This window comes from Pseudomonas sp. Irchel s3h9, from assembly GCF_900187475.1.
GTDB lineage: Bacteria > Pseudomonadota > Gammaproteobacteria > Pseudomonadales > Pseudomonadaceae > Aquipseudomonas > Aquipseudomonas neuropathica.
Map to the genome: position 1 here is coordinate 118147 of NZ_FYDH01000007.1, position 18880 is coordinate 137026.

At 59.6% G+C, this 18880-nt stretch carries 17 protein-coding genes; 14 read left to right on the forward strand and 3 right to left on the reverse strand.

Annotation, left to right across the window (positions count from 1 at the left end):
- Positions 1–7: 7 nt before the first annotated feature.
- The 10 genes from CKW26_RS13535 to CKW26_RS13580 are packed head-to-tail and all read left to right on the forward strand — an operon-like array spanning position 8 to position 12537.
- On the forward strand, positions 8–1144 hold the full coding sequence (locus CKW26_RS13535; protein ID WP_095048943.1) for an FAD-dependent oxidoreductase: 1137 nt from the start codon (positions 8–10) through the stop codon (positions 1142–1144).
- A 57-nt stretch (positions 1145–1201) separates the two neighbouring features.
- Positions 1202–2899 (forward strand): DUF1302 domain-containing protein, encoded by a 1698-nt coding sequence (locus CKW26_RS13540; RefSeq protein WP_095048944.1) that lies wholly within the window; start codon positions 1202–1204, stop codon positions 2897–2899.
- Between the two features lie 12 nt (positions 2900–2911).
- On the forward strand, positions 2912–4300 hold the full coding sequence (locus CKW26_RS13545; RefSeq protein ID WP_095048945.1) for a DUF1329 domain-containing protein: 1389 nt from the start codon (positions 2912–2914) through the stop codon (positions 4298–4300).
- Positions 4301–4359: 59 nt separating this feature from the next.
- Positions 4360–5463 (forward strand): YCF48-related protein, encoded by a 1104-nt coding sequence (locus CKW26_RS13550; protein WP_095048946.1) that lies wholly within the window; start codon positions 4360–4362, stop codon positions 5461–5463.
- Positions 5464–5467: 4 nt separating this feature from the next.
- Positions 5468–7942 carry an RND family transporter gene (locus CKW26_RS13555; RefSeq protein WP_095048947.1) on the forward strand — a complete coding sequence of 825 codons (2475 nt, stop codon included), beginning with the start codon at positions 5468–5470 and terminating at the stop codon, positions 7940–7942.
- Positions 7932–9179, forward strand: coding sequence for an MFS transporter (locus CKW26_RS13560; protein ID WP_095048948.1), 1248 nt, complete (start codon positions 7932–7934; stop codon positions 9177–9179). Before CKW26_RS13555 ends, CKW26_RS13560 begins: the two co-directional genes overlap by 11 nt.
- Positions 9180–9192: 13 nt before the next feature.
- On the forward strand, positions 9193–9774 hold the full coding sequence (locus tag CKW26_RS13565; RefSeq protein WP_095048949.1) for a cupin domain-containing protein: 582 nt from the start codon (positions 9193–9195) through the stop codon (positions 9772–9774).
- Positions 9771–10754 carry a fumarylacetoacetate hydrolase family protein gene (locus CKW26_RS13570; protein WP_095048950.1) on the forward strand — a complete coding sequence of 328 codons (984 nt, stop codon included), beginning with the start codon at positions 9771–9773 and terminating at the stop codon, positions 10752–10754. The genes CKW26_RS13565 and CKW26_RS13570 overlap by 4 nt, the downstream gene beginning before the upstream one ends.
- 9 nt (positions 10755–10763) lie before the next feature.
- The gene (locus CKW26_RS13575) at positions 10764–11765 is read left to right on the forward strand and encodes an NAD-dependent epimerase/dehydratase family protein (RefSeq protein WP_095048951.1); all 1002 of its coding nucleotides are present in this window, start codon (positions 10764–10766) and stop codon (positions 11763–11765) included.
- Positions 11743–12537: a cyclase family protein gene (locus tag CKW26_RS13580; RefSeq protein WP_095048952.1), complete on the forward strand. Its 795-nt coding sequence runs from the start codon at positions 11743–11745 to the stop codon at positions 12535–12537. Before CKW26_RS13575 ends, CKW26_RS13580 begins: the two co-directional genes overlap by 23 nt.
- A 95-nt stretch (positions 12538–12632) precedes the next feature.
- On the opposite strand, the gene CKW26_RS13585 is transcribed toward CKW26_RS13580, so the two are convergent.
- Together CKW26_RS13585 and CKW26_RS13590 are read right to left on the reverse strand one after the other, a co-directional pair.
- Positions 12633–13706 (reverse strand): aromatic ring-hydroxylating dioxygenase subunit alpha, encoded by a 1074-nt coding sequence (locus CKW26_RS13585; protein WP_095048953.1) that lies wholly within the window; start codon positions 13704–13706, stop codon positions 12633–12635.
- A gap of 36 nt (positions 13707–13742) precedes the next feature.
- Positions 13743–14696, reverse strand: a complete 954-nt coding sequence (locus CKW26_RS13590) for a PDR/VanB family oxidoreductase (RefSeq protein ID WP_095048954.1) — start codon at positions 14694–14696, stop codon at positions 13743–13745.
- Positions 14697–14981: 285 nt separating this feature from the next.
- Here CKW26_RS13590 and CKW26_RS13595 point away from each other — a divergent pair, with 285 nt between their 5' ends.
- Positions 14982–15452, forward strand: a complete 471-nt coding sequence (locus CKW26_RS13595) for a MarR family winged helix-turn-helix transcriptional regulator (RefSeq protein ID WP_095048955.1) — start codon at positions 14982–14984, stop codon at positions 15450–15452.
- 182 nt (positions 15453–15634) lie between these two features.
- Here CKW26_RS13595 and CKW26_RS13600 read toward each other — a convergent pair whose 3' ends face one another.
- Positions 15635–16027 (reverse strand): MerR family transcriptional regulator, encoded by a 393-nt coding sequence (locus CKW26_RS13600; protein WP_095048956.1) that lies wholly within the window; start codon positions 16025–16027, stop codon positions 15635–15637.
- A gap of 74 nt (positions 16028–16101) precedes the next feature.
- Between CKW26_RS13600 and CKW26_RS13605 the strand changes: the two genes are divergently transcribed.
- The 3 genes from CKW26_RS13605 to CKW26_RS13615 all read left to right on the forward strand — a co-directional run bounded on the left by CKW26_RS13605 (position 16102) and on the right by CKW26_RS13615 (position 18874).
- Positions 16102–17181 carry an SDR family oxidoreductase gene (locus CKW26_RS13605; protein ID WP_095048957.1) on the forward strand — a complete coding sequence of 360 codons (1080 nt, stop codon included), beginning with the start codon at positions 16102–16104 and terminating at the stop codon, positions 17179–17181.
- 128 nt (positions 17182–17309) lie between these two features.
- The gene (locus CKW26_RS13610) at positions 17310–18209 is read left to right on the forward strand and encodes a DMT family transporter (protein WP_095048958.1); all 900 of its coding nucleotides are present in this window, start codon (positions 17310–17312) and stop codon (positions 18207–18209) included.
- A gap of 179 nt (positions 18210–18388) precedes the next feature.
- The gene (locus CKW26_RS13615) at positions 18389–18874 is read left to right on the forward strand and encodes an ATP-binding protein (RefSeq protein WP_095048959.1); all 486 of its coding nucleotides are present in this window, start codon (positions 18389–18391) and stop codon (positions 18872–18874) included.
- Positions 18875–18880: the final 6 nt, after the last annotated feature.

Genomic DNA, 18880 nt, shown 5'->3' on the forward strand with positions numbered 1-18880 from the left:
GAACACCATGAGTGCAGTGAACAACGTTCTGATCGTGGGCGGTGGTATCGGCGGCTTGTGTGCGGCCATCGCCTTGCGGCGTAAAGGTATCGAGGTCGACCTGATCGAGCTCAAGTCCGAATGGACAGTCTATGGCGTCGGGATTATTCAGCAGAGCAACGTCGTCCGCGAAATGGCCAAGCTGGGCGTTCTCGACGGCTATCTCGATGCCGCTTATGCCTTCGAAGACGTCGCCATCTACGGCCCCGGCGGACAGCAACTGGCGCGCATTCCGGGTCAACGCCTCGCTGGTCCGCAGTACCCAGCCAACGTCGGTATTTCCCGCTTGGCGCTGCACAAGGTCCTCAGCGAAACCGCCTTGCAACTCGGTGCCAACGTCCGTTTGGGCCTGAGTGTGGAAGCGCTGGACGACAACGGCACAGAGGTCGACGTGTTGTTTACCGACGGCAATCGCGGCCACTACGACCTGGTGGTCGGTGCCGACGGACTGTTCTCGAAAGTGCGCAGCCTGGTCTTCGGCGATGCCTACACCCCGAGTTTCACTGGTCAGTCGGTGTGGCGCTACAACTTTCCCCGCGCGCCCCAAATCGACCATCTGGCCAACTATCAAAGCGCTGACGGCAACGCCGGGCTGGTGCCGCTGGCCGGCAACTTGATGTACCTGTTTCTGACCTCCCACGAACCGTCCAATCCGTGGATGGATCCTGCCGATCTGGCCGCGCAGATGCGCCAGCGCCTGCAAGGTTTTACCGGTCTGATCGGCGAACTGCGCGAGCAAATCACTGACAACAGTCAGGTCGTCTACAAGCCGATGGAAGTGGTGTTCGTCGATGAGCCGTGGCATCGCGGACGCGTCCTGCTGATCGGCGATGCGGCCCACGCCACCACGCCGCACCTCGGCCAAGGCGCCGGCATGGCCATCGAAGACGCGATTGTGCTCAGCGAAGAACTGACTCGCGAGCAGTCCGCCGCCACCAGCGTCGAGCAGCAGTTGCAGCGCTTTATGGCGCGGCGTTTCGAACGTTGCAAATACATCAGCGAAAGCTCGGTGCTGGCCGGAGACAAGGAGATGCAACACGACCGCGACTTCGATCGCATTGGCCTGGTCAAGCAAATGCTCGCGCGCACAGCCGAGCCAATCTAAGCCCCACCTGCGACTCATCCACAGCAGTTACCACTATAAAAACAAGAGGTTAACGCGATGGTTAGTTCTACGACTGCGGCGCTCGCGCGTCGCCCGGTCTGCTCGTCTGCACCCTTTGGTTTGAGCGTTGCTGCGCTGCTGGTGCTGTGCAGCCAGGCCGCTCACGCTTTCGACATCGATACCGGCAACCCGGATTTCAAGCTGCGCTGGGACAACACGATCAAGTACAGCGCTGCCTGGCGCACGCAGAATCCGAGCAGCAAGTTGACCGAGGGTCAGGTGGCGCTCAATCAGGACGATGGCGATCGTGCGTTCAAAAAAGGCCTGATCTCCAATCGCACCGACATCCTCTCGGAGCTGGATCTGTCCTTTCAGGATTTCGGCGCACGTTTGAGCGGTGCAGCGTGGTACGACAGCGAGTACCAGGGCAACAACGACAATAACGATCCAAGCCGCGCCAACGCGCGTTCGGTCGGCTACGACGAGTTCACCGATGACACCCGTCATTTGCACGGTGGTGACGGCGAAATCCTCGACGCGTTCGTCTACTGGAACGGTGAACTGGCCGACCGCGCAACGTCAGTGCGCGCCGGCCGTCATGGTCTGATCTGGGGCGAGAGCTTGTTCTTCGGCGCCAACGGCATTGCCGGTGGCATGGCCCCGGTTGACGTGGTCAAGGCGCAGTCGGTGCCTAACACGCAGTTCAAGGAAATCACCCGTCCGGTCAATCAACTGTCGGGCACCTTCCAACTGACCGATGACGTGTCCCTCGGTGCGTTTTACCAACTGGAATGGGAAGAAACACGCTTGCCTGGCGCAGGCAGCTACTTTTCTACCAGCGACACCATCGGTGAAGGCAATGAACGCCTGATTGTCGGCGCACCGTTTCCGGCGTTTCTGGGTGGTAACGCCAGCAGTCCGGCGGCGTTTTTCCATGGCAAAGACAAAGATGCCAGAGATTCGGGGCAGGGTGGCCTGCAACTGAAATACAGCGCCGAGACCGTGGAGTACGGTCTCTATGCCATTCAGTACCACGACAAGACCCCCAAGCTGTACCTCAGACCTTCCACTGGCGCACCGAACTTCAGCACGGGCCAAATCGGCGATTACTACTGGGTTTACCCAGAAGACATCCGCGCGCTGGGCGCGAGTTTCTCCACCACGGTCGATGCCTACAGCTTTGCCGGTGAAGCCTCGATGCGCTGGAACATGCCGCTGGTGTCCAACGGCGTCACGGTGCTACCGGGGGTTGCTGCCGACAACGATGATGACGCGCTTTATGCCGTCGGGCGCACCGCGCACATCAACCTCAACGTGATCGCATCGTTCGGGCCGAACTTCATTGCCAAGGAGTCCGGATTCGTCGGTGAGGTCGCCTGGAACCGTCTGCTCAGCGTCACGAAAAACCGTGCCGCACTAGACCCCAACGCCACCGATGACGGTCTCGGCTTCAAGATGGTTTACACCCCGACTTATCGGCAGTTTTTCCCCGGCGTGGATATCAGCATTCCGGTTGGCCTGAGCTATTTCCCGCTTGGCAAATCGGCGGTTGTCAGTTCGTTCGGCGCGGATAACGGCGGTGACATGAATATCGGTATTACCGCGACCTACCTCGACCGTGTGACCGCCGGCCTGACGTACACGCATTACTACGGCCCCGAGAACACCAACCTCAACGCGGCCAGCCAATTCAATTTCCAGCAATCGCTGAAAGATCGGGATTACCTGGCTTTCTCCGTCAAGACCACGTTTTAAGAGGACTTGCGCATGACTTCTCACCACCACAATCGTCTCCCGCGCCTGAAGGCTCTGTGCTTTGCCTTGCTCGGAACGCTTACCGTCCTGAGCCAGGTTGCGACTGCGGCCACCGCAGAAGAGGCGGCCAAACTGTCGAGCAGTCTCACGCCAATGGGGGCCGAGCGCGCAGGTAATGCCGACGGCAGCATTCCGGCGTGGCAGGGCGGTTACACCAAAGTTGACCCGGCGTACAAACCCGGCGGCAAACGCAACGATCCGTTTGCGGCCGACAAGCCGCTGTTCAGCATCACCTCGAAGAATCTTGCGCAATACGCCGCCAAGCTCAGCGATGGCACCAAGGAGATGTTCAAGCGTTTTCCCGACACCTATCGCATCGATGTCTATCCGACCCGTCGCACGGCCGCCGCACCGCAATGGGTGTATGACAACACCCTGAAAAACGCGACCCGCGCCAAGCTGGTCGAGAGCAGCGCTGGACCTGTGCCCGAAGGTGCGTTTGGCGGTATTCCATTCCCGATTCCGCATAACGGCGCGGAAGCCATGTGGAACCACATCCTCAACTGGCGCGGCACGTCACTGGCCATGCACTTTCGTCATTACCTGATGACTGCAGACGGCAGACAGGTGATGACCACCGACGGCCAGGCGATCCAGGACATGCCTTATTACTACCAGGACGGCACGCCGGAAAGCTTCGCCGGTGATTACTGGCTGTTCCGCCTGCTTAATGTCGGCCCGCCGTTGCGTGCCGGTGAGCAAATCATGGGGCGCACCAATATCAACGGCGACAAGTCCCAGGCCCACGTCTATCTGACCGGCCAGCGCCGCGTGCGCAAGTTGCCGAATGCCTGCTGCGACACACCGACGCCGGCCACCGCCGGGGTGATGTCGTTCGATGAGTTGAGCGTGTTCCAGGGACGCATCGATCGCTTCGACTGGAAGCTGGTCGGCAAGCAGGAAATGTACATCCCTTACAACACCAACAAAGTCCTGACCGCCGGCAAACCGGAAGACCTGTTTCTGGCTCACCACATGAACCCTGATTACGTGCGCTGGGAATTGCATCGCGTGTGGGTGGTGGACGCCGAACTCGCGCCGGGCAAGCGTCACCAGTTGCCGAAGGGCCGCTACTACCTCGACGAAGACACCTGGCAGGCCATGCTCGGCGATCGCTGGGACGCCAACGGCCAACTCGCCAAAACCTTGTGGTCGCTGCCCGCCGTGCTGCCGGATCTGCCAGCGCAGGCGCAGCTGTCTTCGGGTTTCTACGACCTGACCTCCGGCGCCTGGTTTATCCAGAACGTCTACACCGGCCTGCCTGAGCAATATGGCGTGGTCGATCGCTACAAGGCGTCTGAATTCTCGCCGGCGGCGATGGCGGGTGCCGGGGTTCGTTGAATCGGGCCGGATCGCGACAGGTGTGGCGATCCGGTTTCACAGGTGGTTTCGAGGTCGGTATGAATAGAATCTGTCAGGTGCTCGGGCGGTTGTTAGCGCTGCTGGCGCTGCCTTGCGTATTACCCGTAAGCCAGGCTCAGGCTGCTGCCGTTGGTGATGTATTGCACACGCCGGCGATGCGCGCGCCGCAGGCCCGGCAAGCGGTCTTGCTTGATCTGGCGCGGGCAGGTGCGCGGTTGGTGGCGGTCGGCGAACGCGGCATCGTCTTGCTCTCCGATGACAACGGCATCAATTGGCGGCAGGCGCAGGTGCCGGTGTCCGTCAGCCTTACGGCGGTGCAATTTGTCGATGCCAACATCGGCTGGGCGGTCGGTCATGCCGGTGCGGTGCTGGTCTCCCATGACGGTGGTGAAAAATGGGCTTTGCAGCTGGACGGCAACCGTGCTGCGCAACTGGAGTTGCACGCCGCACGCGAGCAACTGCCCACAGCGACTGACCCCGACGCAGCGACGGCACGCGTGCAAACCGCCGAACGGATGGTCAGCGAAGGCGCGGACAAACCGTTTCTCAGCCTCAAGTTCACCGATGCGCGTCACGGCCTGATCGTCGGCGCCTACGGCCTCGCCTTTACCACCGAAGACGGCGGCGTGAGCTGGCAGTCGCTGATGGGCCATATCGACAATCCGATGGGCGCGCACCTGTATGCCATCGCGCAACAAGGCGAGCGTTGGTTCATCGCTGGCGAGCAAGGCTACGTGGCCCGTTCCGAGGACGGCGGACAATCCTTCATCGCGCTCGACAGCCCGTACAGCGGCAGTTTCTTCGCCCTGCAACTGCGCGATGACGGAGCGCTGCTGGCGGCAGGGCTGAAAGGCAACGCGTTCATTTCCACCGACGGCGGCAACAGCTTCGTGCCCGCGCCGGTACCGATGCCGGTGTCCTTCAGTGATGCGATCCGCAGCGCTGACGGCCAGTTGTTGTTGGTCAATCAGGCGGGCGCAATGTTTCGCACCTCGGGTGATGCACCCACCCTAGAGCCTTTCGGCAAACCGCTGGGCAAACCGATTGCCAGCGTCGTGCAGGCCGCCGATGGCAGCCTGGTGCTGGCCGGTTTCACCGGGGTGACGCGCTTGGCGTCGCCCACTGCTACAGCTTCGGAGTGAGGTTATGAAACCATTCGACAACGCCACGGCGAGCCTGGCGAGTTTCGACCCGCGCTCCGGCTCGGTCGTGGAACGCACTTTGTTCAATCATCGGTTGTGGGTGTTGCTGGTGTGCCTGGTGACCACGCTTTTCTTGGGCTATCAGGCCACGCGCGTCGAGCTGAACGCCAGTTTTGAAAAGATGATTCCCACGCAACAACCTTACATCGCCAATTATCTGCAACATCAAAAGCAGCTCAGCGGTCTGGGCAACTCCTTGCGCATTGTCGTCGCCAATCGCCAGGGCGATATCTACGACGCTGATTATCTGAAAACCTTGCAGGCCTTGAGCGACAAGCTTTACCTGCTGCCCGGCGTCGACCGTGCCTACATGAAGTCGCTGTGGACGCCGGCAACGCGTTGGGTCGCGGTGACTGAAGACGGACTGGATGGCGGCCCGGTGATTCCGGACGATTACGCCGGCACACCGGCCAGTCTCGAGGCCTTGCGCCGTAACGTGCAGCGCTCCAACGAGCTTGGCCAACTGGTAGCGTTCGATCAAACCTCGAGCATCATTTACGTGCCGTTACTGGCGACGACTGCCGACGGCCAGGCGCTGAATTACTCGGTGTTGTCGGAGCAACTGGAGGCGTTGCGCAGCCAGTACCAGAACGACAGGATCGACATTCACATCACCGGTTTCGCGAAAAAGGTCGGCGACCTGATTGCCGGGCTCAAGCAGATCCTGTTGTTCTTCGCCGTAGCGATTCTGATCACCACCGCCGTGCTGTTCTGGTACACACGCTGCCTGCGCAGCACGGTGCTAGTGGTGTTCTGTTCGCTGGTGGCGGTGGTCTGGCAGCTGGGTCTGTTGCCGTTGCTCGGCTATCAACTGGATCCGTATTCGGTGCTGGTGCCGTTTCTGGTGTTCGCCATCGGCATGAGCCACGGCGCGCAGAAAATGAACGGCATCATGCAGGACATCGGTCGCGGCATGCACCGGGTCGTTGCCGCGCGCTTCACCTTTCGACGGCTGTTTCTGGCCGGGCTGACGGCATTGCTCTGCGATGCAGTGGGTTTCGCCGTGCTGATGCTGATCAAGATCCAGGTGATTCAGGATCTGGCGGTGATCGCCAGCATCGGTGTGGCGGTGCTGATTTTCACCAACCTGATTCTGCTGCCGGTGTTGCTGTCCTATGTCGGCGTAACGCCGCGAGCGGCGCAACTTAGCCTGAAGAGCGAGCAGAGCGATCAGGCCGGCGCGCGGCGTCATGGCTTCTGGCGTTTTCTCGATCTGTTTACCCGACGTCGCTGGGCCAGCCTGTGCATTGCCATCAGCCTGGCGTTGGCGGCATTGGGCTTTGTGGTCAGCCTGCAATTGAAGATCGGTGATCTGAATGCCGGTGCACCGGAGCTGCGGGCCGACTCACGCTACAACCAGGACGATGCGTTTTTGACCCGGCATTACGGCGCCAGCAGTGATTTGTTCGCAGTGATGGTCAAGACCCCGGCCGGGCAATGTGCGCGTTACGACATCCTTGCCAAAGTCGATGCGCTGGACTGGCAACTGCGTGCATTGCCGGGCGTGGATTCGACCAACTCGCTGGCCTTGCTCAACCGGCGCATGCTGGTTGGCCTCAGCGAAGGCAGCGCCAAGTGGTACGAGCTGCAGAACAATCAGGCGATGCTCAACATGATCACCGCCAGTGCGCCACGCGGCTTGTACAACGAGGATTGCAGCCTGCTCACACTGTACGCCTACCTCACCGACCACAAGGCTGAAACGCTGACGCGGCTGGTCGAGCACGTCGAGCAGTTCGCCGCTGCCAATAACAACGATGATGTGCAGTTCCTCCTGGCAGCGGGCAATGCCGGCATCGAAGCGGCGACCAATATCGTGGTCAAGCAGGCCAATCGCGAGATGCTCTTCTGGGTCTACGGGGCGGTGATCGTCCTGTGCCTGATCACCTTCCGTTCGTGGCGCGCCACGCTGTGCGCGGTGATTCCGCTGATGGTCACCTCGATCCTTTGCGAAGCATTGATGGTCTGGCTGAACATCGGCGTGAAGGTCGCGACGTTGCCGGTGATCGCGTTGGGTGTCGGCATTGGCGTCGACTATGCGTTGTATGTAATGAGCATCCTGCTCGGTCATCTGCGCCAGGGCGCGAGCCTGTCTGAAGCCTATTACCGCGCATTGGTGTCCACCGGCAAAGTGGTGATGCTCACCGGTATCACGCTCGCCATTGGCGTGGCCACGTGGATCTTCTCGCCGATCAAATTCCAGGCTGACATGGGCGTGCTGCTGGCGTTCATGTTCGTCTGGAACATGGTCGGCGCGCTGCTGCTGTTGCCAGCGCTGGCGTACTTTCTGCTGCCTGCACGGCGCACGAACACCGACGCAGAAACGCCGGAGGAGGCCATCAGTCTGGCCGTGCCGTCGCGAGCGGTGGCGGTAGATGTTCATCAAGCGCGTCATCGGGAGACCTGTCATGGCCGTTGAGTCTTCATTTGAAAACAGCGGCCGCCGCGCCGGTTTGACGCAGTCTTTGCTGTTGCTGCTCGGCAGCTGTCTGCCAGTGCTTGGCGCGGTATTGCTCGCACCGGTATTGCCGCGCATGCAGGCCCATTTTGCCGAGGTCGCGGGCAGCACCGTGCTGGTGCCGATCGTGCTGACCTTGCCAGCGTTGGTGATTGCATTACTGGCGCCGTTCGCCGGGGTCATCGCCGATCGGCTCGGACGCAAACCGCTGTTGTTGGCGAGCATGGCCTTGTACGCGCTTTGCGGTGTGTTGCCGCTGTGGCTGGATTCTCTGCTGGCGATTGTCGCCAGCCGCGCCGGCATCGGTCTGGCGGAGGCGGGGATCATGACCTGCTGCACCACGCTGATGGGCGACTACTACAGCGGCGCACGCCGTGAACGCCTGTTTGCACTGCAAATGGTCGCAACGTCGCTCTCTGCTGCGGTGTTTATCGCGCTGGGTGGTTTTCTCGGACAGGACGACTGGCGCACGCCGTTTGCCCTGTACGCAGTCGGGCTGATCTTCCTGCCGCTGATGGCGTGGAAACTCTGGGAACCGCAACCCCGCGTGCAGCCGGCAGCAACGGTGCCGGTGCCAGTCCAGCGCCTGTTTCCGTGGCGCGCACTGACACCCCTGTATGCGTTGTCGCTGCTCGCGGGCCTGAGCCTGTTCATCGTGCCGGTGCAGGCCGGCTACTTGCTCAACTTGTTGCACGTGGATGCGCCGCAGCAGATCGGCATGACCATGGGTGCCAATCAACTCGGTGTGCTTGTCGGGGCCTTGAGTTTCCGTTTGTTGAGCGGTCTGCGCAGCCAGCATCTGTTGCTGATTGCCTATGGCCTGGCCGGCATCGGCGGCCTGTTGATGGCCGCTGCCGGCAGCCACGCGCAAGTGGTGGTCGCGGTTCTGGTCAACGGTCTGGGCATCGGCCTGATGTTGCCGACGTTGATCACCTGGATCATGGCGCAAGTCGGTTTTGCTCAGCGTGGGCGAGCGGCGGGGTGCTTCACCGCCGCGATTTTTGCCGGCGAGTTCATCAGCCCGGTGGTGGTACTCGCCATCACTTCCGGGACTTCCACGGCGTTGCCTCAAGCATTAGCCATGATCGGTTGGTTGCAACTGGTCGTGGCGCTGTTTTGTCTGTCCGTACCGAGGCTCGGTGGACTGTTGACCCGCACCCATGTCGGCGGTCACGACTCCATCGGCAACGGCCATTGAACGAGGATTTTCCATGCAAGCGCTTCCCCCTTTCAAACGCGTGGTCACCGGGCATGACGCCCAGGGCCGTGCGGTCGTCGCCAGTCTCGGAGCAACCGCTAACGTCTTCGCACTGCAAGCGGTGCCAGGCACGGTGTTTCATGAAATATGGAACAGCAGCGGCAGTCCGGCCCTGCTCGACAATGCCGATGATCCAACCAGCAAACCCTTACAACTGAGCCCCGGCCCGCAGGGCAGTGTGATTCGCGTCGTCGACATTCCGCCAGACAGCGTGCAGAACCAGGTCAGCGCTGCCGATGCAGCAGCCGCATTTGCCGAGATTGGCCAGGCGCATGCCGGTACCGGTCAGGCGAACTCGCGGCACAAACTAATGCACCGCACCGAAACCCTCGATTACGGCATCGTCACCGAAGGCGAAGTCTGGCTGGTGCTCGACGATACAGAAGTCCACCTCAAACGCGGCGATGTGGTGGTTCAGCGCGGCACCAACCACGCGTGGAGCAACCGTACCGAGGCCATGGCGCGCATGGTGTTTATTCTGCTGGACGGGCGTTTCGCCGCTGAATTGCAAGACTGCCCGGGAGAAAAATCATGAAGCTCGCAACCTTGAAAAACGATAGCCGTGACGGCCGATTGGTGGTGGTTTCGCGCGACATGGCCCGGGCGCTGGACGCCCGTTCGGTAGCGCCGACCTTGCAGCACGCCATCGAAAACTGGGCTGAAGCCGAGTCGCGTTTGCAAGCCCTGGCGCGTGAACTTGAAAATAACGATTGCCGCGAAGCCTTTGCCTTCGACCCCGCGCAGGCGATGGCACCGTTGCCGCGTGCTTACCAATGGTGCGATGGCTCGGCGTTTCTCAGTCACGGTGCACTGATGCAGAAGGCGTTCAACCTCGACCCGATCGAAGGCGCTGATCGCACGCCGTTGATGTACCAGGGCGCCGGTGATGACTTCATCGGCGCACACGATGACATCGAACTGCCGAGCGAAAGCCAGGGCATCGATTTCGAAGGCGAATTTGTCGTGCTGGTCGATGATGTGCCGATGGGCTGTTCGGCGGAAAAGGCGTTGCAGCACATCAAGCTGATCCTGCAGATCAACGATGTCAGCCTGCGTGCACTCGCTCCGCGGGAAATGCGCACCGGGTTTGGTTTCCTGCAAGCCAAACCGTCCTCCAGTTTTGCCCCGTTGGCGATTACCCCGGATGAACTCGGCGAAGCCTGGCGAGACGGCCGCGTCAATTTGCCCTTGCAAGTGCAGTGGAACGGCGAGTGGTTTGGCCAGCCGCACGGCGCGCAGATGAACTTTCATTTTGGCCAACTGATCGCCCACGCAGCCTTAACCCGACGCTTGCGCGCCGGCACGCTGATCGGTTCCGGCACGGTGTCGAACGCCGAGCGCAACGTCGGCTCGGCGTGCATCGCCGAACGCCGGGCCATCGAGATGATCGAGCAAGGCGCGGCGGTGACAGGCTTCATGCGTTTCGGTGATCGCGTGCGCATGGACGTCACCGGCAGCGATGGTCAGTCACTGTTTGGTGCGATCGATCAACGCGTCGTCAAAGCCAACGGCTAAGGAACGCCCATGCGTGTACTGATTACCGGAGCCAATGGCTTTGTCGGCCGTGAACTGCTGCGTTGTCTGCTCGCACGCGGCAGTTTGCGCGGGCAAGTCATTCGTTCGTTGCTGGTGCTGGACACCGATATCCAAGGCCTGCCAGACGACCCGCGCCTGCGTCGGCACAGCGGCAGCGTGACGGATGCGGCGTTGATGCGCCGTGTCCTGGCCGATGGCATCGACGTGGTGTTTCACTTGGTCAGCATTCCCGGCGGAGCGGCGGAGGCGCATTACGAATCGGGTTATCAGGTCAACCTGCTGGCCAGCCTCGAACTGCTTGATCAATTGCGCAACAAGGCGCGACCTCCGGTGTTGGTGTATGCCAGCAGCGTGGCGGTGTACGGCGCTGATCTGCCGGCAAAGATGAACGAGCAGGCTGAACTGCACCCGCAATTGTCGTACGGCACACACAAGATGATGGTCGAGCGCGCGCTGATCGATCTGGGTCGGCGCGGTGAGGTCGACAGCCGCGCGGTGCGCCTGCCGGGCATTGTCGCGCGTCCACGCGAACCCAACGGCTTGCGCTCGGCCTTCATGAGCGACTTGATGCGGGCCTTTGCCGAGGGCGCTGAGTATTGCTGCCCGGTATCACCGCAAGCAACAGCGTGGTGGATGTCGGCGCGCTGTTGCGTGAACAACCTGATCCACGCCGCCGAACTGGATGACGCCACCGCGCAACAGCGGGTCTGGCAACTGCCGGTGCTGCACTTGTCCATTGCCCAGGTCATTGATGCACTGGCGGCGAATTACGGCGAGCAACGCCGTGCGCTGATCAGTTTTGCCGCTGACCTTGACCTTGAAAATCTGTTTGGGCGCATGCCGCCCTTGAAAACCCCGCAAGCCCGCGCTGTCGGCTTCAGCCATGACGGCAACGTCGCCACGCTTATTCGCAACGCCCTCAACCCAGCCCCTTTTCGGCATCTGCCGTTGAACGGAGATACGCCTCATGTCACAGCCTATCCAGCGTAAACGTCGTCTGGTCGACCTTTCGGTGACCCTCGATAACAACCCGTACACAGATCCGCCGCCGCTGTTGCCGAAAATCGATTACATGGACCACCAGCAAGGCTGGCCGGAGATGGCGGCGATGTTTCCGGGTTTGCAGCTTGAGCAGATGCCCGGCCATGAATCGTGGGCCGCCGAGCGCTTGCAGATCACCACCCACAGCGGCACCCACATGGACGCGCCGTGGCATTACGCCTCGACCACCGATGGCGGCGAGCCGGCGTTTGGCATTGATGAGTTGCCGCTGGACTGGTGTTTGCAGCCGGGGGTCAAGCTGGATTTTCGCCATTTGCCCGACGGTCACGTGGTCACGGCAGAAGAGGTCGAAGCGGAGTTGGCGCGTATCGAGCACACGCTGCAACCACTGGATATCGTGCTGATCAACACACGCGCCGGTGCGCTGTTCGGGCAGCCCGGGTATCTCGACGCCGGCATTGGCATGGGACGCGAAGCGACGATGTATCTGCTGGAACGTGGTGTGCGCGTGGTCGGCACTGACGCCTGGAGCTGGGACGCGCCGTTCAAATACACCCGTGAGCGTTTTGCTGCCAGCGGCGATGCCTCGATCATCTGGGAAGGGCATAAGGCCGGGCGCGATATCGGCTACGGGCAAATGGAAAAACTGGCCAACCTCGAATCCCTGCCAGCGAGCGGCTTCACGGTGTCGTGCTTTCCCTACAAGATCCGGCATGCGTCCGCAGGTTTTGTGCGCGCGGTGGCTATTTTCGAAGAGTGATCGGGCTGTTTGAGGCATTCCTTTAACGACAGTAAGAGAACGGCAGGCTTTGAACACAGTGGACGGCGTTTGCCGCCGCCACTGTTCTGAAGCAATCAACCCGTTGGATTGCGCAGTCGCTCGATGATTCTACGAGCACGATTGGCCCCGACGTCGACGTGAATATCAATCATCGGGCGCGTACCGAACCGGCACATGTTCTGGTACTGCGCTTCGATCACCACTTTGTCTTCGTCGAACGTCAATCGCGTCTGATGCAGAACTTTGGCTGTGACGGCCTCGGGATCATGTTCAGGGTTAGTGGCCATGGTCCAGAAATAGTGGCTTGTGGTGTCTGTTTCAGGTGTCACGCCGTGAAAACCACGCATGTGGAAGCCGCCTCGATCCGGGTTGTTCAGATCGTCCGTGCTTGCATCTATCGCGCCGGTCCAGATGCGCAGGTGATTGAAGTGAAATTCGATCTCCTGCCACCGGTCGATGTTGCCTTTGAACGGGTAGGCCGCGGTGTAGGTCGGCGGCGGAACGGAATCGGGCATGTGGCGAACCACGCGAACCATTGAGTCATCACCATCAACGTTCATCTTCGCGTTCATATGAATGCTGGCGTTACCGCCAATGGTGTGCAGATGGACGTAGCCCAGGTGACTGAGATCCATGAGGTTGTCGTGGATGAGTTGATAGGGCGCGTCGTAGTGGTAAACATCACCGTCGAACAGGTATTTACCGCTGCTGTGCACGTCGTAGGTCGGTGGCGCGAATGTCGGCTCGGGATGCTCGGCGCTGCCGAACCAGATCCAGATGATCTGATCCTGCTCCCGGACGGTGTAGGCAGGGACTTTGGCTTTGCTCGGGATCTTGTCCTGGCCCGGAATTTCAATGCATTTACCGCCTTCATTGAATAGCAGGCCGTGGTAACCGCAGCGCAAACCGCGCTCTTCCACCGTGCCGCCGGACAGCGGCAATGCGCGATGGCAGCAGCGGTCTTCTAGCGCGGCGACCTGGTTATCTGCCGTGCGGAAAAGCACCACCGGTTTGTTCAGTAACGTACGGCCAAGGGGTTGGTCTTTCAGCTCGCGGCTCAAGGCTGCGACGTACCATTGATCGAGGGGGAAGCTCGGCGCAGTGGCCGAGGCAATTTCATGGGCAAGGGGGTGGTCAGCGGTAGTCATGATGTTCTCCGGCGAGCGGTCGAGGCTCGGTTCAGGTCAAAGATCCAATACCAGGCGGGGCGATTTGGCACGTGAGCAGCACGGGGTGAAACGGTCGTTGGCAGCGTGTTCTGCAGCCGTCATGAACTGATCACGATGATCAGCAATGCCTTCGAGCAAGCCGGTGACACAGGTGCCGCAGACGCCTTGCTCGCACGATGACTCGATGGCAATCCCGGCCTCATCGAGCACTTCGAAAACCGTGCGATCGGCGGGGATGTAAAAAATCTGCCCCGTGCTCGCCAGTTGAACTTCGAAGGGCGCATCAGCGCTTGCATCGACAGTTGCGGCGGCGAAGAACTCTCTGTGCACGCGATCTTCGGGCCAGCCAGCGATCTGCGCGGTGTCGAGGATAAAATTCATGAAACCGGCGGGGCCGCACACGTAAAGGTGAGTCGTGGTATCTGGCGCGGCGAGGAGGGCGGTTGCGTCGAGTTTCTGTTCGGGCGATCCGCTGTCGTCATGCAAATGCACGTGGCTGGCGAAGGGCGCCTCTCCGAGCCATCGGATAAACGCGGCACGTTCGCTGGATCGAAAGCAGTAATGCAGCTCGAAATCCGCGCCTTGATGATGAAGCTCATGCGCCATTGCCAGCATCGGCGTAATGCCAATTCCGCCGCCAAACAGCAGGTGACGCTTGGCTGAGTCCGCGAGTGGAAAGAGGTTGCGTGGTTCGCTGATGCTGAGTGTCTGGCCTTGGCTGATGGTGTCGTGCATCGCAGTGGAACCGCCGCGTGAGGCGGGATCCTTCAGCACACTGATTACGTAGCGATGACGTTCTTTTGAGTCATTGCACAGCGAGTATTGCCGGGTGAGGCCGCCGGCAATGTGGATGTCGATATGGGCACCGGCATTGAACGGTGGCAACGGCTGATCGTCCGCTGCGCACAGCTCAAAACTGCAAATACTCTCGGCCTCGACGACTTTGCGGGTGACGCTGACTTGAAGCATGACTTCTCCCTCCACATTGAAGTGGCTGCTGAAAAACGAAAGGGGGACTTGCGGGTGACGAATCAGCCAGGCAAGAAGAAGTAGAAAGGGTGGGTAATCATGGGCGCCAAGGAAGGGCACAGTTGGGGAGCGTTCATAAGCAAGACCTGTTAATTATTTTTTTGAGGTTGTGCTACGGCGTATCATGCGGCGCATCGTCCGCAATGACAGGCTGAGTGAATCCTCAGATAATTTAGTTGCGGTGTCAACCAAATTGCAAGATCTTCGATCTACGGTGTTTTCTCGATGCCTACCGATACACAACTGAACCTGTCGCGTTATGTACCTGGCCTGGTGACTTTCCTGGCGAACAAACTCGCCACCGGGGCTTCCCAGTGCTACCGCAAACACTTCGGAATCGGCGTGGTTGAATGGCGGATGCTGTCGATGCTGGCGGTTGAATCCGACATCACCGCCAATCGAATCTGTCAGGCGATCGGTCTCGACAAGAGCGCTGTCAGTCGTTCATTGCAGACATTGGAAGCGGCGGGGCGGATCACCAGTCAGCTGGATCCCAAGGATGCGCGGCGTTACACCGTGCGATTGACGGCCAGCGGCAAAGAACTGCATGACCGCGCGCTCAAAGTTGCACTTGAGCGAGAAGCGCGACTGCTCAGCGGATTGACCCCGGCTGAGGTCGACACGTTGATTGACTTGCTTGGGCGCCTGCATCTGCAAGTGCCCAATGTGAACAGTTATGACCCGAGTGATGAGTGAGTCTCGGGAGACTGCAGCGTGGAAATGACGTTGAAAGCTGCTGCGCGGTGCGAGTTGCCGGACTGCTGATATCTGCTGTGCATGGGTGTACACGTCTAGCCGAACGCCTGAATTCCGCCCATCGTGACTGAAAGAAACCGGCCAGGAATGATCACCATGATGCGCCGGGAAAACGTGCTGGTTTAATGATTGGAAGCGTTGCTCAGTTGCTGAAGCTCAAGTTGCCTGGCAGCACTGGCTTCCAGGGTTGCACGCTCTTCATCCAGATACCGATAAACGCTTTGGAGGTTGGCGATTTTCTGTTTGATGTCGGCCATCTTCTTTTCAATCAGCTTCGCGCCTTCAGCACAATCGATCAGCTTGTTCCGCTGCGCATCCAGAATCTCGCCGATTTCCCCCAGAGAAAATCCCATGCTTTGCGCGCGCTGGATAAAGTCCAGATCCTGCAGAGTTTGCTCGTTGTAAACGCGATAGTTGTTGGTTTGCCGTAGGGGGGAGATCAGGCCTATTTGCTCGTAGTAGCGCAACGTATGACGGCTGGCGCCGCTGCGCGCTTCGAGTTCGCCGATTTTCATGGAAACACCGCTTGACTGTAGAGTGGGGTCGATACTTTACGCTTGATTTCTCACCTTCAACAAGGAACAGGGAAATGAGCGTGGAGTGCTTTGTCACAGGCGGGACGGGTTTCGTCGGTCAACATTTAGTGGCGAACCTGAGTGCAAAAGGTCACACCGTTCGGGTGTTGATGCGTCGCCCGGAGCGACTGGCTGCCTTGCGCGAGCAAGTCGATCATTTGGGCGGGTGCGCAAACCGGGTATTCGCCGTCGCTGGCGATCTGGAACACGACAACCTCGGGCTGAGCGCTGCTGACCGAGAAGTGCTGAGGCGCGCCAGCGTCATGTTCCACTTGGGCGCGCACTTCGCATGGGGGCTTTCAGTGGAGCACTCTCGTGCGGTGAACGTAGAAGGGGCAAAGCGCGTGGCGCTGTTGGCGGCTGAGCAAAAAAGCCGTTTAGTGATGATCGGCGGCTACATGCTGAAAAATCATGAACATCTACAACGCATCGGCATTGACCCTTGCTATCCGGAACGGACGAATTGGCCTGCCGTCTACCGGCGTGTCGGTGGTTACGAGGGAAGCAAGCTGGAGGCGCATTTTGCGACCCTGGAGGTCATGTCAGCCAAGGGCGGGGAGATTACTGTTGTCCACCCTGCGACGGTCTGTGGCCACAGCGGCACGGGGCATATCCTTGACGGTCAGCCGCTGGTGGAGCTGATACGCAACCTTGTGCAGGGCAAGTTGACTGCGGTGCCCGGCACCGCCAGGCACTGGCTGCCACTGGTGACCGTGGATTACCTGGCTGAACTGGTGGCAGTTTGTGCGTTTGATCCTGCCATGGTGGGTCAGGAACTGCTGGCGCTTGATGACCAGACGCCAAACCTGCGAGAGCTCCTGGCACAGGTTGCACAACCGTTGGGATTAAAGTCTCCCAAGCATCACATTTCACTTCGATTACTGAAGCTGCTACTGAGTATTCCTCCCGTAGCGAGGTTTTTGAATTCAAAACCCGAAGCCCTGGATTTTATCCAGACCACTCGTTTTAATACGGCGGCGGTTGAGCAATTTGCCAACAGGCACGGAATAGCCAAACCGGATATACGTCAGTCTCTGCAGCACACTGCCATGTTCGTCAACTCGTATTGCATCGCCAAAGGCCAGGCCCTCTGACCGTTGGCGACATGACGGCGAATAGCACTCTATCGGTATTAGTCGGCTGTTCGTGTGCTCAAACTTTGCGCCGTCGATACAGGGCGGCTTTCTATCGAACGACCATTCAGCGACAGGGATCGTCATCCATGCAATCGACTTTCAGGAAAGGCGTCATATTTGCACTCTCCGCTGCGGCACTGAACGCAACGATCGGGGTACTCAGCAAAATACTCATGAGTAATGGTTTCACCTCTACCAGTGTTGCTGTCATCAAGACCGTACTGGGTTGCGTGCTTCTCTCGATTCTGTTGTTTTTCCTCAAGCGCCCGGCGACATCGACCAAATGGACGCAGGCGGCTGTCTGCGCGTTTCTTGGCATCTTTGTGCTGTTCCATTTCGAAACGTCCGCCTATCGACACTACGCTGCGGCAGGTGTGGTGGTGGTGCTGATGGCCAGCGCGTCAATTTCCTCGATCATTCTGGGGCGCATTTTCCTCAAGGACGCGATCACCGCGAACGCTACTGTTGGCGCCACACTGGCTATCGCCGGAATCTCGGTAATCTTCGGCGGCGACCTGCAGCAGGGCTTTACACTGCAAGGTGCTGCGCTCGCCGCCGTGGCCGGTTCCGGCTATGGAGCCTTTTCGGTGGCCATGAAGCGTATGGGGGTGTCGGGAGGACTGCACTTCACCCGCCAATTGCTGTTCTTTGGCAGCCTGTACTTGCTGATGCCGGCTGCCGCCAATGGTTTTGTAATAGGCGAGTTGTCGCCGATGGCGATCGCCGCGTTGCTGGCGTTGGCCACGCTGCCGACAATCCTGGGCTTCTTCTGCACAACCAAGGCCATCGAGTATCTCAAGCCATCCCAAGTACAAGCGCTGGAATTGACCGAGCCACTGTTTGCCGCGCTGCTGGCGTTTGTGGCGCTCAATGAAGTACCGCGCGAAAGCCTCTACGCGGGAGCGGTGCTGATCATAGTCGGCCTGTGTTTCTCCAATGAACTCATACGCTTGGGCAGCAAAGCTTCCGTCCCTTCGACCGAGTGAGGCTATTTCGGATCCTTATTACGTGCGGTCCAAGAAGAATACGATGAAGAGAAAAGCAAGAAAGGCTGAAGTTCTGGCTGGAAAAACCGGGCCCAGTCCAAAGCTGACAGTGGTGGGTATGCGGTTGCTTCGATGCTTTTCAATGAAGATCATCAGAACTCGACAAGGAGACGTCCCCCATGACCAAACCAATGCTTCATTTGATGTCAGGCAAGATTGCATCCGGTAAATCGACGTTGGCCAAGGCCTTGGCGTCTGAACGGTCGGCTATTTTGATGAGTGAGGATTATTGGCTCTCAAGGCTTTACCCTGATCAGATCCAATCAGTGGCCGATTACGTGAGGCTTGCGCGTCAGATTCGGGCACTGGTGGGCCCGCTTGTCATCGATGTGCTGAAGGCTGGCGTGACTGTGGTTCTGGATTTCCCGGCCAACACGCCAGAGGATCGGCTGTGGTTACGCGGTCTGGCTGACGCTGCCGAAATTCCCCACTGTTTCCACTACATCGAAGTGGATGATGAGACCTGTCGGGGCAGGCTACATCGGCGCAATGGCCGCGCCGAGCATGAGTTTACAGCAAGCGACGCTGAGTTTGATTTGATAACGAGCTACTTTCGTGCTCCAGATACGAATGAGGGGATACGGATTGAAATTCACCGATACTGAAGGGCG